General features: G+C 71.2%; 11 protein-coding genes and 1 tRNA gene. 7 read left to right on the top strand and 5 right to left on the bottom strand.

Annotation, left to right across the window (positions count from 1 at the left end; genetic code table 11):
• The first annotated feature begins 7 nt into the window (after positions 1 to 7).
• A complete protein-coding gene (locus tag SCA03_RS09965) occupies positions 8 to 1495 on the top strand; it encodes a CoA transferase (protein WP_230988564.1) in 1488 nt (495 codons plus the stop codon).
• A gap of 174 nt (positions 1496 to 1669) precedes the next feature.
• Here the strand turns inward: SCA03_RS09965 and SCA03_RS09960 are convergent.
• The 5 genes from SCA03_RS09960 to wrbA form a co-directional block, all read right to left on the bottom strand.
• Positions 1670 to 1745 (bottom strand) — tRNA-Arg (locus tag SCA03_RS09960).
• A gap of 132 nt (positions 1746 to 1877) precedes the next feature.
• The gene (locus SCA03_RS09955; protein WP_141275316.1) at positions 1878 to 3119 is read right to left on the bottom strand and encodes a sensor histidine kinase; all 1242 of its coding nucleotides are present in this window, start codon (positions 3117 to 3119) and stop codon (positions 1878 to 1880) included.
• Positions 3120 to 3199: 80 nt separating this feature from the next.
• Positions 3200 to 3871, bottom strand: a complete 672-nt coding sequence (locus SCA03_RS09950; protein WP_086815694.1) for a DedA family protein — start codon at positions 3869 to 3871, stop codon at positions 3200 to 3202.
• 405 nt (positions 3872 to 4276) lie between these two features.
• Positions 4277 to 6142, bottom strand: coding sequence for a glycoside hydrolase family 3 protein (locus tag SCA03_RS09945; RefSeq protein WP_086815696.1), 1866 nt, complete (start codon positions 6140 to 6142; stop codon positions 4277 to 4279).
• A 183-nt stretch (positions 6143 to 6325) separates the two neighbouring features.
• The gene (gene wrbA, locus SCA03_RS09940) at positions 6326 to 6964 is read right to left on the bottom strand and encodes an NAD(P)H:quinone oxidoreductase (RefSeq protein WP_030882822.1); all 639 of its coding nucleotides are present in this window, start codon (positions 6962 to 6964) and stop codon (positions 6326 to 6328) included.
• A gap of 322 nt (positions 6965 to 7286) precedes the next feature.
• Here wrbA and SCA03_RS09935 point away from each other — a divergent pair, with 322 nt between their 5' ends.
• From SCA03_RS09935 to SCA03_RS09910, 6 genes are all read left to right on the top strand, one after another.
• Entirely contained in the window at positions 7287 to 7955 is a 669-nt protein-coding gene (locus tag SCA03_RS09935) for a TetR/AcrR family transcriptional regulator (RefSeq protein WP_086815698.1), read from the top strand.
• A 467-nt stretch (positions 7956 to 8422) separates the two neighbouring features.
• Positions 8423 to 9970 carry an MFS transporter gene (locus SCA03_RS09930; RefSeq protein WP_086815700.1) on the top strand — a complete coding sequence of 516 codons (1548 nt, stop codon included), beginning with the start codon at positions 8423 to 8425 and terminating at the stop codon, positions 9968 to 9970.
• A gap of 634 nt (positions 9971 to 10604) precedes the next feature.
• The gene (locus SCA03_RS09925; RefSeq protein WP_030882828.1) at positions 10605 to 11621 is read left to right on the top strand and encodes a sigma-70 family RNA polymerase sigma factor; all 1017 of its coding nucleotides are present in this window, start codon (positions 10605 to 10607) and stop codon (positions 11619 to 11621) included.
• A 565-nt stretch (positions 11622 to 12186) separates the two neighbouring features.
• Positions 12187 to 12948, top strand: coding sequence for a DeoR/GlpR family DNA-binding transcription regulator (locus SCA03_RS09920; protein WP_086818303.1), 762 nt, complete (start codon positions 12187 to 12189; stop codon positions 12946 to 12948).
• A gap of 43 nt (positions 12949 to 12991) precedes the next feature.
• Positions 12992 to 13957 carry a 1-phosphofructokinase gene (gene pfkB, locus SCA03_RS09915; protein ID WP_086818302.1) on the top strand — a complete coding sequence of 322 codons (966 nt, stop codon included), beginning with the start codon at positions 12992 to 12994 and terminating at the stop codon, positions 13955 to 13957.
• A complete protein-coding gene (locus SCA03_RS09910) occupies positions 13957 to 16191 on the top strand; it encodes a PTS fructose transporter subunit IIABC (RefSeq protein ID WP_141275315.1) in 2235 nt (744 codons plus the stop codon). Before pfkB ends, SCA03_RS09910 begins: the two co-directional genes overlap by 1 nt.
• Positions 16192 to 16242: the final 51 nt, after the last annotated feature.

Here is a 16242-nt window from a genome sequence, read left to right as displayed (position 1 = left end):
GAACCTCATGAACGAGTCACCCGAGACAACCGAACAGATGAAGACCCCCGAGCCGCCCCGGTCCTCCACCACCCCGCGTGCCTTCGACGAACTGATGGCCCTGCGCGGCGGCGCGGCACCGACACCCGGCGAGGTGACGATCAGCGGCTCCGACCCGCTGTTCGCCTCCCCGTTCCGCATCGGCCGAACCCTCGCCGACGCCCTCGCGGCCCGCGCCGTTGCGGCGAACGACCTGTGGGAGCTGCGGACCGGACGCCGTCAGAAGATCGACGTCGACGTACGGGCGGCCGCCGCCACGGCGCTCGGCGGCGAGGACATGACGCTCGTCCGCGACGCGGCGGGGAAGTACCGGCCCGCGCCGGTCTCGCCCGACGTCGAGCACATGGTGTCCCTCACCCAGCCCTGGCGGACCGCCGACGACCGCTGGTTCGTGCCCCACTTCAACCTTCCGCACCTGGAACGCCGCGTCCTGGACGTGCTGAACTGCGAGGCCACCCCCGCCTCGGTCGAGGCCGCCGTCCGCAGGTGGAAGGCGGACGACCTCGAAGACGCGATCGCCGCAGCCGACGCCTGCGGCGGGATCGTCCGCACCCCGGAGGAGTGGCTGGCACATCCGCACGGCGCCCACCTCGCCGCGCGCCCCGTCGTGGAGATCACCAAGATCGGCGACAGCGCCCCCGAGCCACTGCCCGACGGCTCCGACCCGCTCGACGGCATCCGGGTGCTCGACCTCACCCGCATCCTCGCGGGGCCCACCGCCGCGCTGAGCATGGCCGAACACGGTGCCGACGTCCTCATGGTCACCGCCCCGCACCTGCCCCAGGTGCCGCCGTTCGTCCGCGACACCAGCCACGGCAAGCGCAGCACCTACCTGGACTTCACCGAGCCGGACCAGGCAGCCCGCCTGCGCCAACTCGCCTCAGAAGCGGACGTGTTCATCGAGGGCTACCGCCCGCACCGTCTGGAGGCCCACGGCTTCGGCCCCGACGATCTCGCGGCCATCCGCCCCGGCATGGTGTACGTGACCGTCAACTGCTTCGGCCCGGGCGGCCCGTTCGGGACCCGCGCCGGCTGGGACCAGGTCGCCCAGGCCGTCACCGGCGTCTGCGACCTCCAGGGCCGGGCGACGGGAGCGGACCGCCCTCAGCTGACCCCGGTCTACCTCTGCGACTTCCTCACCGGCTTCCTGGGCAGCTTCGGCGCCATGCTCGCCCTCGCCCGCCGGGCCCGCGAGGGCGGGACCTACCGCGTCCAGGTCTCCCTCAGCCAGTCCGCGATGCTCCTCCAACGCCAGGGCCTGCTCGACGACTTCGACGACGCACCCGGCCGACTCACCCCCACCGAATTCGAACGCTACGCCGTGACCGACGACGCCACCTCCTACGGCGACCTCAAGAGCCTCGGCCCCGTCATCCGCATGTCCGAAACACCCCCGCACTGGACCCGAACAACCCCCGCCCTCGGCACCTCGACCCCCACCTGGCTCCCCCGCTGACTCCGGGACACCTCCGGCCCGACGCCCCGGTCACCCCGAACCAGCCGGTCCCACGGCCGCCCACACCGCCGCGAAGGCACCCCGGCACCTCTCCTCGACCGTGGCCGAATCCCCACTGATGTCGGGCCTGGACACCAAAGGGCACCTACCCAATTCGGTAGGTGCCCTTTGCGCTGGTGCCCCCGGCAGGATTCGAACCTGCGACACCCGCTTTAGGAGAGCGGTGCTCTATCCCCTGAGCTACGGAGGCGGGCTCTTGTGGACGGGTCGGGCACTGCTGGGAGTGGGTGTCCCGTGTGGCAAGAGCTGGGGCGCCGTGGGACGGCGGTCCCAGCAGGATAGCGGATCGGTGGGGGCGTGCGGAGGCGGGGCCGTGGCGGAGTCAGGGGTGGGCCGGGCAGGGGATGTGGGCGGTGAGGACGGTCGGGCCCGCGGCGGGGCTGATGAGGTCGAGGCGGCCGTCGAGCGCGGTCACTCTGCTGCGCAGGCCCGTCAGTCCGCTGCCGTGCGGGTCGGCGCCGCCCGCACCGTCGTCCTCGACCCGGACGGTCAACGTGCCGTCGTGCAGGCGTAGATGAACGTGCACCGCGGAGGCGCCGGAGTGCTTGGTGGCGTTCGTGACGGCTTCGGAGACGACGAAGTAGGCGGCGGTCCGGACGGCCTGCGGCAGCTGTGCGGGGACGTCGTAGGCGATGTGCACGGGGAGGACGCAGCGCTGTGCCACCTCGTCGAGGGTGTCCCGCAGACCGAGGCTGTCCAGGGCGGACGGGTAGACGCGCCAGGCGACCTCACGCAGCTGTGTGAGCAGGCCGGTGGCCTCTGCGTGGGCCTGGGCCAGGAGATCGTCGTGCGCGGCAGCTGTGGGCTCGCCGCGTCTGCGGGCCCGTCCGAGAAGCATGGCGAGGGCGACGAGGCGCTGCTGGACGCCGTCGTGCAGATCGCGTTCGATGCGGCGCCGTTCGGTGTCGACGGCCTGGACGACGGCGGCGCGGCTGGTGGCGAGTTCTTCGATGCGCAGCTGTAGCAGTTCCCGGTCGGACGGGCCGAAGCATGCGCGGGCGAGGCGGGCGTCCAGGGAGTCGACCGCGTTCAGCCCCTGAATGTCGAGGAAGAGCAAAACGCCGCCCAGCAGTGCCTGGGTGAGCAGTTCCCCCGGACCGAGGCTGCCGCGGAGCACCCCGGCGATCAGCACGCCGGCGAGGACGCAGCCGACGGCGAGCAGGGCGACGACGATGCCGCACAGCAGTCCGGCGTAGGTGCGGTGGGCGAGGTAGCGGAGGACGCGGCGGTCGTCGGCGGCATGGTGCCGGGGGAAGGTGTCGCCGAAGAAGACGGAGCGGCGTACTCGCTCCAGCGCGGCCAGACGGCGTGCGCCGGCAGCCAGCGCGCCCCGCGCGCGGGGGCGGCTGCCCGGCCACAGCAGGAGCGGGGCGAGGAGGGTGCAGGCCCCGAGGAGGTAGGCCAGACCGAGCGGGGCGGTGAGGCAGCCGAGCAGGGTGCCGGGAACGCGCCGGGCCCACGGGGAGGCGGTTCCGGAAGGTTCCGCCGGCGGTCCCGCGGCGGAGGCCGGAGGCGTGGGCGTGGGGGCCGCGTCGTGGTGGTCTGCCTGCGCACTGCCGGACACGGTGGGAGCGTAGGGCGGTGGCGCGGACCCGGCAAGATCGTTCGGACGGGGTGACGGAGGCGCGGCCTGCGGTCGTTCGTTCACGGCTCCCGCCGGTGCTTGGCGTACCGGGCCCGCCTTCCCTCGCGGACGCGTACGGCGAGCCAGACGGCGACGGTCAGGACGACCAGCCCGGCGACGGCCTTGGAGAGGATGCCGACGTAGCCCTCCACGAGGTCCCACTGTTCTCCGAGCCAGTAACCGGCCAGCACGAGGGCGGAGTTCCACAGCAGGCTGCCCAGCGTCGTCAGGGCGAGGAAGACCGGCAGCCGCATCTGTTCCAGTCCGGCGGGGACGGAGATGAGGCTGCGGAAGATCGGCACCATCCGGCCGAGGAGGACCGCCTTGGTGCCGTGCGCGGCGAACCATGCCTCTGTCCGCTCCAGATCCGAGGTCTTCACCAACGGCAGTCTGCGCCAGAGCGCGTATATGCGGTCCCGTCCGATCAGTGCACCGATGCCGTACAGCGCCAGCGCTCCCACGACGGAGCCGAGCGTCGTCCACAGCAGTGCCGACAGCAGACCGATGGCTCCGCGGCCCGCGGCGAAGCCGGTCAGCGGAAGGATCACTTCGCTGGGCAGTGGAGGAAAGAGGTTCTCCAGCGCGATGGCCAGGCCCGCCCCGGGGCCACCCAACGTGTCGACGAGATCTGCTGCCCAGCCGGCCACGCCGTCGGCGGGGCCCTGGGGCGCGGCGAGGGGGATGTGCGTCATGCGGGGGCCTCCGGAGTCTGGCCGGTTCGGGCGGGCGCACAGCGGCGCCCGGAGCGGGCGCGCTGCTGCTGCGTCCCGCTTGTCGGTCAGGCTAGGAACGGGAGGTCGGTGCCGGTATGCGGTCCACCCTCGGCTTCACTGCGGAAAACCGCACCCTGCCCCTGCGGCTTCGGCAGGGGCAGGGTGCGGGGGCGTGGCGGTGGCCAGAGCCGGGCCGCGGCCGTCGTGCGAGGGCCGGTCGTCGGCACAGCTGCGGTCCGGCTCCGAACACGTCTCACGCAGCTGTTGCGGTCACAGGGGAGCGGTGGGGACAGCTGCGTGCCCAAGCAGACCGTGGCGCACAGCTGTTGGCGCTTTTCGTGAAAACACGCACAGCTGTGGAGACGGATTCCGGCGCAGGCTCGCTCAGTAGGACAGCCCGTGCCCGAACGGGTGGAGAGCGCGGTCGGGGTTGTCGCGCTCGGGGACGGTGACGGGCAGCCGTCCGGCGGGGTCGAGCCGGCCCGCGAGGGTGCGGGCGAGCGCCTGCATGGACAGGGCGGTGTACGAGTACGTCGCGAGCGTGGCGGGGACGTCCGGGAAGAGGTTCACGTCGTAGGGGTTGCGGACGGCGGCCACGACGAGCGGTGTGTCCGTGGCGTGCAGCGCCTTGATCAACTCCGCCTGCGCCGCTCCCTTTCCGGAGGTGTCGGCGGCGGCGTTGGACAGCACGACGACGGCGTCGTGCCTGCCCGCGGCCTCCACCGCGTCCGCGATCTTCCCGGCGCCGGGTGCGGTGCCCGTCTCCAGCACCGTGGTGGTCCGGCCGGGCTCTTCGCCGAGCGTGCGGGCGAGTTCGGCGAGCGGCTCGGCTCCCCAGCCGGTGACGAGGACCTTGCGCGTGCGCGAGGACCAGGGCAGGGCACCGCCCTCGTTGCGCAGCAGCGTGATCGTCCGCTCCGTGATCGAACGGGCCCTCGCCGTGTGGGTGCGGCTGCCGACGACGCGTGCTGCCTCGTTCTCGTCGACATAGGGGAGCGGGAACAGGCCCCGGCGCAGCTTGTGTTCGAGGATGCGCACCACCGAGGCGTCCAGCCGTCGTTGGCTGATCCGGCCACCGCGTACGGCCTTCAGGACGGCGGCGAACGCGGTGTCCAGCTCGGGCGCGAGCACCAGCTGGTCGCATCCGGCGCTCAGGGCCCGGACGGGGGCGACGTCGGGCGGGAAGCTGTCGCTGGCGCCCTGCATGTCGAGCGCGTCGGTGGCGATCACCCCTTCGAAGCCGAGTTTCTCGCGCAGCAGTCCGGTGACGATGTCGTGGGACATGGTGGCGGGCACCTCGGACGCGTCCAGCGCGGGGACGACGATGTGCGCCGTCATGATCGTGTCGACGCCCTGCCGGATGGCGGCCCGGAACGGCGGGAGATCGATGCGCTCCAGCTCCTCACGGCTGTGGCCGATCTGCGGGAGCCCGGTGTGGCTGTCGACATCTGTGTCCCCGTGTCCGGGGAAGTGCTTGGCCGCGCTGGCGATTCCGCTGTTGTGGTAGCCCCGCACGGTGGCCGGGACGAAGTCGGCGCACAGATCGGTGTCCGAGCCGAACGAGCGCACACCGATGACGGGGTTCGCGGGGTTGATGTTGACATCGGAGTCGGGCGCGTAGTTCTGGTTGATGCCCATCGCCGCGAGCTCGGTCCCGATGATCTCCGCGGACCCGGTCGCGTCGCGCAGCGAGCGCCCGGCGGCGAGCGCCATGTTGCCCGGCAGCTGTGTGGCCGGTTCCCGCATGCGCAGGACGACGCTGCCGCCCTCCTGGTCGATGGAGACGAGCAGCGGCACCCGCGCGCCTCCCGAGAGGGCCGTCCGCTGAAGCCCGTTGGAGAGGTGGGCGACCTGGCGCGGCTGCTGGACGTTGTCCGGCCCGCGGCGGGCGTCGAAGTAGATGACGCCGCCGGGCCGGTACTTGGCGATGACCTCGGCCGGTGTGCCGACGCCGTACAGCTCACGGTTCTTCGCGTGTTCGGTGTCCGCCGACTGCCCGTACACCTCCACGACGAAGAGCTGGCCGATCTTCTGCTCCAGCGTCATGCGGCGGGCGAGCGCCACGGCCCGGGCGCGGAGGGCGGGCCCGGGAGGGGCGCCGGCGGCCGCGGCCGGGCCGTAGGGGGACGACGGGGCGGCCGCGGGCCCGGACGCCGCCGAGGCGGTGGCCGGAACGCCGATCGCCGCCGCGGCTCCGGCCACGGCGGCGATCACGTGTCTGCGGGACGGCTGACGAGGGGACTGCTGCATCGGAACGCTCCTCACACGGATGGGCGGAGTGCACCGGGGCGCATGTGGTGCCTGTGGGGGACGGCCGGGGACGGCCGCCCTGCGAACCACCGGATGCAGCAGCACATCGTCGCAGCGCAGAACCGGCCGGAGAAGACGCCGCGCCAGATTCGCGGTCTGCGCCCGGGGGCCGCCTTCCTCACATCAGCTGTCCGCCTTCCCGCGCAGCAGTGCCCTGGTGGTCCTGACCACTCGTTCGGCCTGCACACGGGCGGCCTTCCGCGCGGTCTCGTCCACCGGGAGCTCGCCCTGCCCGTCCACGTGTGACGTTCCGTACGGGTTGCCGTCCGTGAACTTCGACGGGTCCGTGTAGCCGGGCGGGACGATGATGCCGCCGAAGTGGTAGGCGGCGTTGTAGAGCGCGAGCAAGGTGCTCTCCTGCCCGCCGTGCAGCGTCGCCGACGAGGTGAAACCGCTGTAGACCTTGTCCGCCAGCCGCCCCTGTGCCCACAGCGGTCCGAGTGTGTCGATGTACTGCTTCAGCTGTGAGGTGATGTTTCCGTAGCGCGTCGGGCTGCCGAAGAGAACGGCGTCCGCCCAGTCGCTGTCGTCCGGTGTCGCCACGGCGATGTGAGCGGTCTCCTGGGCGTTCCTGGCCCAGGCGGGATTGGAGTCGATGGCTTCCTGCGGTGCCAGCTCCTGGGCCCGCCGCAGCCGTACCTCGGCTCCTGCTTCCTCGGCGGCCTCGCTGATCTCCTTGGCCAGTGCGGCGATGGTGCCGGTGGCGGAGTAGTAGATGACGGAGACCTTGACGGGCGTAGTGCTGTCGTCGGCAGCTGTCATGTGTCTTCTCCAATCGTGGTGCCGGGGAGACGGCCGGCCCGGGGAACGCTCTGCTGGGGAGCGTTGTTGAAGGTTCACCTTCTTGCGCGGATGTGTGGGCCATGTCCTGTGATGTGTGTCATAAGAGGCCGCGAAATAACCGGGGACGGCCTCCCCGTTTACAACACCGTCTCCGCAAAACGGGGACGAGCTCTCCGGTTGGAGGGCGGTGCACGACCCCGGGGCGGTCAAGCCGTCCCGACGCGAGTGCCCGTCCCTGCCGCCGGCATCACACGACACGGCACGACGCCACCGACGAGACGGACTGAGCGAGGAGCGCAGCATGAGCCAGGCCACCGCATCCCGGGCCGCGACGGCGCGGCGCGGCGTCGGCGTGCCCAAAGCTCGCGCAGATGCGGCCCGGAACCGCGAACGCATCCTGCACGCGGCACGTGAAGCCTTTGTCGCCCACGGGGCAGAGGCGTCGCTCGACGAGATCGCGCGCAGCGCCGGCGTGGGGAACGCCACGCTCTACCGTCACTTCCCGGACCGCGACGTCCTCGTGCACGGAGTGATGCACTTCGTGACCGACCGCATCGTGGAGCTGGGCGAACAGGCCCTGCGGGAGAGTGCGGAGCCGTTCGAGGCCCTCGCGTGCTTCGTGCGCGGCGCGGCCGAGGAACGGATCGGCGCCCTCTGTCCGATGCTCTCCGACCGGTTCGACCCCGACGAGCCGGAGAACCTCGCGTCCCGCCGACGTGTCGAGCAGCTGACGCAGGAACTTCTCCGGCGGGGGCAGGAAGCGGCTCAGGTGCGCGCCGACATCGGAGTCGGCGACGTGATGGTGGCGCTCAGCCAGCTGACCCGGCCCCTGCCCGGCGTCCGGTGCGGTCAACTCGACCGCTTCACCGCACGCCATCTCCAGCTCTATCTCGACGGGCTGCGCGCTCCCGCCCCGTCCCGACTTCCTGGCCACGCCGCGACATTGGAGGAACTCCGCCCCGACGACTGAGCCGACTCCCGCCCATGTGACATACCTCGTACGGGAGTTCCCTTCCGCACCGCTGAATTCCGGGCGGTGTGCGGGTCCTCCTCTGTGAACGTGGCCCGGGAGCCGTACGGCCACAGCTGACGAGGAAGTGCCGCCCGAGACGGGAGCAGCCGGTCAGCTGCGGCCGTGACGCACCGTCTCCGCAACGGCGCCCCGAGGAGCCGACGCCGGCACCACCGGCGAGGCCCCCGGACCACCCACCACGGACACCGCCGTCCGCGCTCCGCCGCTGTCGCCCCACCGGCCCGCTCGGCCCGAAGGCGACCGGCCCGGCACCCGGCCGCCGCCCGGCGGCTCGCGAGCCGGACGCACCCGTCCACGCCACCTCTCCACCCCTCGGGACCCGTGCGCCCTCCGGGAGCACAAATCCCGATACACAACTTCATCGCACCTTTCGTCACACTCCGCACCGTTAGGCAGACCCAGACATGTCGAACGCTCCATCGGCCTCCGTCACGGCCGGTCCCGACCCCAGACGCTGGAAGGCGCTGGCTTTCATCGCCATCGCGCAGCTCATGGTGGTCCTGGACGCGACCATCGTGAACATCGCGCTTCCCTCCGCCCAGTCCGACCTGGGCATCTCCGACGCCAACCGGCAGTGGGTCATCACCGCCTACGCCCTGGCCTTCGGCGGACTGCTGCTCTTCGGCGGCCGCATATCCGACCTGTGGGGCCGCAAGCGGGCCTTCGTGACCGGACTCGCCGGCTTCGCCGCCGCCTCCGCGCTCGGCGGAGCAGCCACCAGCGAGACCATGCTGCTGGGCGCCCGTGCGCTGCAAGGCGCCTTCGGCGCGCTGCTCGCGCCGGCCGCGCTCTCCCTGCTCGCCGTCATGTTCACCGACGGCAAGGAGCGCGCCAAGGCATTCGGGATCTACGGCGCCATCGCCGGCGGCGGCGGCGCCATCGGCCTCATCCTCGGCGGCGTCCTGACCGAGTACATGGACTGGCGCTGGACCTTCTACGTCAACGTCCCGTTCGCCGTGATCGCCGCTCTCGGCGCCGTCCTCGTCGTCCGCGAGCCCTCCGTGACACGGAACCGCTCCGCGCTGGACATCCCCGGCGTCGTCCTCTCGACGCTCGGCCTGGTCTCCCTCGTCTACGGCTTCACCCGCGCCGAGACGGACGGCTGGAGCGAGGGCGGCACCATCGGGATGTTCGTCGCCGCCGCGGTGCTCCTGACCGCGTTCGCCCTCGTCGAATCCAAGGTGCGGGCGCCGCTGCTGCCGCTGCGAGTGGTCACCGACCGTAACCGTGGTGGTGTCTTCCTCTCGCTGGGTCTCGCCACGATCGCGATGTTCGGCCTGTTCCTGTTCCTCACCTACTACCTGCAGATCGTGCAGGGCTACTCGCCCGTCAAGACGGGTGTGGCCTTCCTGCCGATGGTGGCCGGGATGATCACCGGGTCCACGCAGATCGGTGCCCGTCTGATGACGCGGATACCGCCGCGGTTGCTGATGGCGCCCGGCTTCGTCCTCGCCGCGGGCGGCATGCTGCTGCTGACCCAGCTACAGGTCGACAGCTCCTACCCGGCGCTGATCCTCCCCGCCGAACTGATGCTCGGCCTGGGCCTCGGTACGGCCTTCATGCCCGCCATGTCCCTGGCCACGCTCGGCGTGCGGTCCAGCGACGCGGGTGTCGCCTCCGCGATGGCCAACACCTCGCAGCAGGTCGGCGGCGCCATCGGCACCGCGCTCCTCAACACCATCGCGGCCAGCGCCACCACCTCCTACGTGGCCTCCCACATGGCGGAGGCCACCAGTAAGCCCGCACAGCAGATGCTGAAGCTGGAGGCCATGGTGCAGGGCTACACCTCCGCGATCTGGTGGGCCGTCGGCATCCTGCTGGTGTCCGCCGCGCTCGTGACCGTCCTCGTCAACACCCGCGGCCCCGGCGGCTCCGCGGCGAAGACGGACGGCGCGGCCACGTCCGGTGACGCCGCCGGGGACGCGGAGCCCGTGCTGGTGGCGATGCACTGATCCGGCCCGTCGCACCCGACCCCGCGCCGCGTCGGCGCGGGCGGGCGGCGGCGCCACGGAACGCCGGAACGGGCGGGCCGCGCACACACCGTGCGGGCCCGCCCGTTCTCCATGACTGCAAACGACCACGCACAGTAGTCGTTGGGTTGCGGAGTCCCGTATCGGCGCCTCCGGGGGGCGCGGCGCAGAACGGCTCACGCCGGTCGGAGGGGCGCGGCACGCAAACCGGAGCGCGGGCGCGGCGGTGATCCGAGGGGCGGGGGCGGGCAGGGCCCCGGCCTCAGGGAGGACTCCGCGCCCCGCGACCGGGCACGTGCGGCTTCCGAGGGCCGGATCAGGCAACCAACGGGCCGCCCGCACCGTCTAGACAGGTGAAGGTCGTCGAAGAAGACGCCTCCCCGTCGAGCCGCCGATGCTCCGGGACGGTCCGCACACCGCTCCGACCAGCACTTCTGCGCGGGGACCGGGCAGTGACCCCGATGTGAAGCGTGCAGGGTACTGCATGATCCGAAAAATGTTGCGCGAGTTGGGAATTTAGTCCGGATTCCAGCCGTTGAGATCTACGCAAGGCGGGCACTCGGGGAGTGTCCATCAGCCACCAGGCCAGTTTCAGACCACTCGCAAGGGAGCACGCATGGCAACCCGTGCCGTCGCCCGTCGTCAGGAGAACACGACCGGTGTCTCCGACACGGCAAGCAGTGTTCGCGCCGCAGGCAGCGAAGTCGCGGACCGCGACCTGGTCGGCATGTATCTCGACGAGATCGCCCGGACTCCGCTGCTCGACGCGGCCAAGGAAGTAGACCTCTCGCTCGCCATCGAGGCGGGTGTGTACGCCCGCCGGATCCTGGACGGGTTGGAGGAGCCCCCCGCTGAGGACTCGCCCAGTGCCAAGGCCGACCGCGCGGAACTCGAAGCGCTCGTCGCCGAGGGGGAGCGCGCCAAGGACGTATTCATCAGGTCGAACCTCCGTCTCGTCGTGGCCGTCGCCCGCCGCTACCCGCGCAGCGGCCTTCCCCTGCTGGACCTCATCCAGGAAGGCAACGCGGGACTCGTACGCGCTGTGGAGAAGTTCGACTACACCAAGGGCTTCAAGTTCTCCACCTACGCGACGTGGTGGATCCGCCAGGCCATCACCCGCTCCATCGCCGACCAGTCGCGCACCATCCGGCTGCCCGTCCACCTCGTCGAGGAACTCGGCCGCATACGCAGGGTTCAGCGCGAGTTCAACCGTGAGCACGGCCGGGACCCGGAGCCCGCGGAGATCGCCCAGGAACTGAACTCCACCGCCGAGCGCGTCACCGACGTCCTCGACTGGGCACGCGACCCGGTCAGCCTCAACATGTCGGTGGACGACGAGGGCGAGACCCAGTTCGGCGACCTCCTGGAGGACACCTCCGCCGACTCCCCCGAGCAGTCCGTCCTCACCGTCCTGCGCAGGGAAGAGCTCGACGACCTCATCAGCCGCCTCGACGACCGTACGGCCTCCATCATCAAGGCCCGCTACGGCATGGTCGACGGCCGGGAGCGCACGCTCACCGAGGTGGGCAAGCAGCACGGCCTCACCCGCGAACGGATCCGCCAGATCGAGAAGCACGCCCTGCTCGAACTGAAGAAGATGGCTCATGACACGGGCTTCGACGAGGCGGCCTGACCCCGCCCTCTTTCCCGGTCCCCCCGCCCACCCCCGAGACCGAGCCCCGGCGCATTCCCCCCGAGCGCCGGGGCTCTTTGCATGCCCGAGTCCCAGGCCCGAACGGCGAGCAGGGCAGCCTGGCCCCCTCCTGAGCGGGTGAAAACCGCACTGGATCCCGCTCCGTACGGCGGCTCCGATCTTGCCCATCCGGAACATGAGCGTTCCTCCGGCTGGCTCGGCCTCTTGCCCGGAGTCGACTGAGCCGGGTCCGACGGCCGGCGGGTTGGAGTCTCCGCTTCGGTACCTGCCGATCTGCCGACGACCGCGAGCAGGGGAGACATCGGCGTTGGTGCCAGTCGGGCCCGGGCAGGGGCGGCAGCACCCGCCCCTTCAGCGGCTCCGGGCACCCTGCGCCGACATGGACTTCAGCTGAGCCGCATGACTCGATCACCTTCGAGCGCCGGACCAGGTCGGCTCTCGCTCCTCCTCGGCAACTCCGTCCGAACATGTTTACTTTCCACCTCTGGAGGCCTAGCCTCCCCCTGAAACCACACAGTCGGGCATGGAGCGGGCTCAAAACAACATGTACGCACCTGAGCGTCAGCAGGAGATCGTCCGGCTTGCCGAGCAGGACGGCAGAGTCGATGTGGTCTCTCTGGCGGCCGAGTTCGACGTCACAGCGGAAACGGTGCGTCGCGACCTCAAGGCGCTGGACAAGGCGGGCCTTGTCCGACGGGTACACGGTGGCGCCATCCCGGCCGGTCGGACCGGTTTCGAGCCCGACCTGGCAGCCCGGGAGTCGGCCGCCACCGACGAGAAGGAACGCATCGCCCGCGCGGCGCTGGACGAATTGCCCGTGGACGGCAGCGTCGTGCTCGACGCAGGCAGCACGACCGCCCGCCTCGCCATGGCCATCCCCATGGATGCGGAGCTGACGGTGGTCACGCATGCTCTCCCCACTGCCGCTCGGCTGGCCGACCACCCGGGCATCGATCTGCACATCGTCGGGGGACGTGTCCGCAACCGGACCCGTGCCGCCGTCGACGCCTGGGCCTTGCGTACCTACGGCGAGCTCAACGCCGATGTGCTGTTCCTCGCCACCAACGGCTTCTCCGCTGCCGGTGGGCTCAGCACTCCCGATCTGGCCGAAGCCGCGGTGAAGCGCACGATGATGGCCGCCGCCCGTCGGATCGTTCTCCTCGCGGACTCCTCGAAGGCCGGGCAGGAACACTTCGCCCGCTTCGGCGACCTCTCCCGTGTCGACCTCCTCATCACCGACACAGGTCTCGGGCCCGAGGCCGTACGCGAGATCGAGGGGCAGGGGCCCCAGGTCAAACGCGTCTGACCTGTCTTCCGACCCGCACCACCGCAACGACTGGATCCCGTTCATGACCGTCCTGACCGTCACCCCCAACCCCAGCCTCGACCGCACCTACGAGATCCCGGCCCTCGTGCCGGGCGGGGTGCTGAGGGCCGACGGTGACCGTGTCGACCCCGGCGGGAAGGGCGTCAACGTCTCGCGTGCGGTGGCCGCTGCCGGGCACGCCACCGTCGCCGTTCTTCCTGTGGGCGGGCCCGAGGGAGCGTTGCTCACCCAACTGCTGGCGGAACTGGGCGTCGAGGTGTCTGGCGTTCCCGTTGCCGGATCCACCCGCGTGAACATCTCGCTCACTGAGCCGGGTAGGGCGCTCACCAAGGTCAATGCGCCCGGGCCGGAACTCACTGCCGACGAGTCGCGGGCGCTGCTGGAGGCCGCCGCGGCTGAGGCGGTCAACTGCGGTGCCACCTGGCTGGTGTGCTGCGGCAGCCTTCCCCGCGGCGTCCCCTCCAGTTGGTACGCAGACCTCGTCGCGCGTAGCCGCACCGAAGGTGTGCGTGTCGCTGTCGACACTTCCGGCTCGGCCTTTGCGGCGTCGCTGGCTGCCCGGCCTGATGTGGTCAAGCCGAATGCCGAGGAACTGGCGGAGTTCGCCGGTCGCTCTCTGGCCACCGTGCAGGACGCGGTCAAGGCGGCCCACCAAGTGCGCGAGGCCGGTGCGGGGGCCGTGCTGGCGAGCCTCGGCGCCACGGGTCAACTCCTCGTCGACGACAGCGGGACGTGGTTCGCCAGCGCGCCTGTTGCCACCGTCCGCAGCGATGTCGGCGCCGGTGACGCTTCGCTGGCGGGTTTTCTCACAGCCGGCGGAGGGCGCGAGGAGGCGCTTGCGTCCGCCATCGCCCACGGGGCGGCAGCAGTCCAGCTTCCCGGGAGCCGGATGCCCACTCCGCGGGACATCCGTCCGGAAACGGTCACCGTGACCACCGACGTTCCCTTCGATCTCCCCTTGTCCCACAACGTCAACGGAGCCGTGTGATGAGCCAGTTGATCACCGAGGAGCTGGTCGAACTCGACCTGTCCGCGGACACCAAGGACAGCGCCACCCGCCAACTCGCGGAGCTTCTCGTGGCATCCGGGCGGGTCACGGACCTGGAGGGGTTCCTCTCCGACGTGGCCGCGCGCGAGGCCCAGATGCCGACGGGACTGGAGGGCGGCATCGGGATTCCGCACTGCCGGAGCGAACACGTCACCGAGCCGAGTCTGGCCTTCGGACGTGCCGCCGACCCCGTCGACTTCGGCGCGGACGACGGCCCCGCCGATCTGGTCTTCCTCATCGCTGCTCCTGCCGGGGCGGACAGCGACCACCTGAGCATTCTGTCGTCGCTCGCCCGCAGCCTCGCCGTTCCCGAGTTCACCGCTGCTCTCCGGCAGGTCAGCGATCCCCGCACCGCGGCGGCCCTCATACGTGGCGACGCCGACGACCTCGCGGAGCTCGTCGCGTCCGGCGGCGAGGCCGGGAGCAGTGCCTCAGAGACCGGCGCCTCCAGTCCGGCTGCCCCTCCGGAGCCGTCCGGTGAATCGGCGGAGTCGGCCGCTGCCCGGTCCGCACTGCCGGCGCAGCGCACGAGCCAGACGGCGGACCGCGCGGCGGAGGCATCCGGCGAGGGCAAGCACCCCTCCATGGAGGAAGGGGCACAGAAGAACGCCGGAGGACCGCTGTTCCGCGTCGTCGCCGTCACCTCCTGTCCGACAGGTATCGCGCACACCTACATGGCCGCCGAGTCCTTGGAACGGGCCGCTGAGGAGAGCGGCGGGAATGTCGAGATCACCGTCGAAACCCAAGGGTCCGCCGGGTTCGCGCGCATCGACCCGGCTCTCATCGCGGCGGCCGATGCCGTGATCTTCGCCCACGATGTGGAGGTCCGGGAGCGGGAAAGGTTCGCCGGTAAGCCCACGGTGGACGTGGGGGTGAAGGCGGCCATCAACCGGCCCGCCGAACTCGTCGCCGAAGCCCGTGCCAAGGCCGAGCGCGGGGAGGTCGCGGTCGGGCCGGGGGAGGGGGCAGGCGTCCCCATGAGCCAGGCAGGCGGGGAGGGTGACGGGTTCGGTACTCGGCTGCGCACATGGCTGATGACCGGGGTCAGCTACATGGTTCCCTTCGTCGCCGCGGGTGGGCTCCTCATCGCGCTCTCCTTCGCCCTGGGCGGCTACGAGATCACCGAGGCGAAGTCCGTCGCCGACCACTTCGTGTGGACGGAGGCCCACAGCTGGGCCGCGCTCCTCAACCAGACCGGGAATCTCGCGTTCGGCTTCCTCGTGCCGGTGCTCGCCGGGTACATCGCCTACGGCATGGCGGACCGGCCGGGTCTCGTGCCCGGTTTTGTGGGTGGCGCCCTCGCCGTGGAGATCGACGCGGGGTTTCTGGGCGGCCTCGTCGCCGGTCTGCTCGCCGGTGGCGTCGTCGCCGCGATCCAGCAGGTGCGTATCCCGGCTGTGCTGCGCGGCATCATGCCGGTGGTCGTGATCCCGCTGGTCTCCTCCGTGATCGTCGGCGTGCTGATGTTCCTGGTCGTCGGCAAGCCGATCGCCGCGGCGCAGAAGGCCATGACCGACTGGCTCGGCGGGCTGACCGGCACCAACGCGGTGCTGCTCGGGCTGCTGATCGGTCTGATGATGTGCTTCGACCTGGGCGGACCGGTCAACAAGGTCGCCTACGCCTTCGCCACCGGCGGTATCGCCAGCGCCGACCCCGGCAACGGCAGCCTGATGGTGATGGCCGCCGCGATGGGAGCGGGCATGGTGCCGCCACTGGGCATGGCGCTGGCCACCACGGTGCGGGGGAAGCTCTTCAACCACGCCGAACGGGAGAACGGCAAGGCTGCCTGGGTGCTCGGGGCCTCCTTCATCACCGAGGGCGCCATCCCGTTCGCCGCGGCTGACCCGCTGCGGGTCATCCCCGCCTCCATGGCGGGCGGAGCCGTCACCGGCGCACTCTCCATGACGTTCGAGAACACTCTGCGGGCGCCGCACGGTGGCGTGTTCGTCGTCCCGCTGATCGGCGCTCCGCTGCTGTACCTCGTTGCCGTCGCCGCCGGAACCCTCGTCGCCGCGGCGGTTGTGGTGTTCCTCAAGAGCCTGCGTAAGCAGCCGGACGACGTCCACACCACTGGGGACGAACGGAACGCAGGCGCCGGGAACGCCCTCCAGTCCGCACGGCCCTCGGCAGCCGGGGAAGCAGGGGACCGGGCGACCGCGGCCGCGGGGAGCTGAGCGCCGGGCCGCCGGGCGGCGCGGTGACGATGCGGGCGGTCGGAGGGGCAG

It is taken from the genome of Streptomyces cacaoi (assembly GCF_006539165.1).
Taxonomy (GTDB): domain Bacteria; phylum Actinomycetota; class Actinomycetes; order Streptomycetales; family Streptomycetaceae; genus Streptomyces; species Streptomyces cacaoi.
Note: the sequence above shows the minus strand (reverse complement) of the source record. Positions and strands in the feature narration are given on the sequence as shown.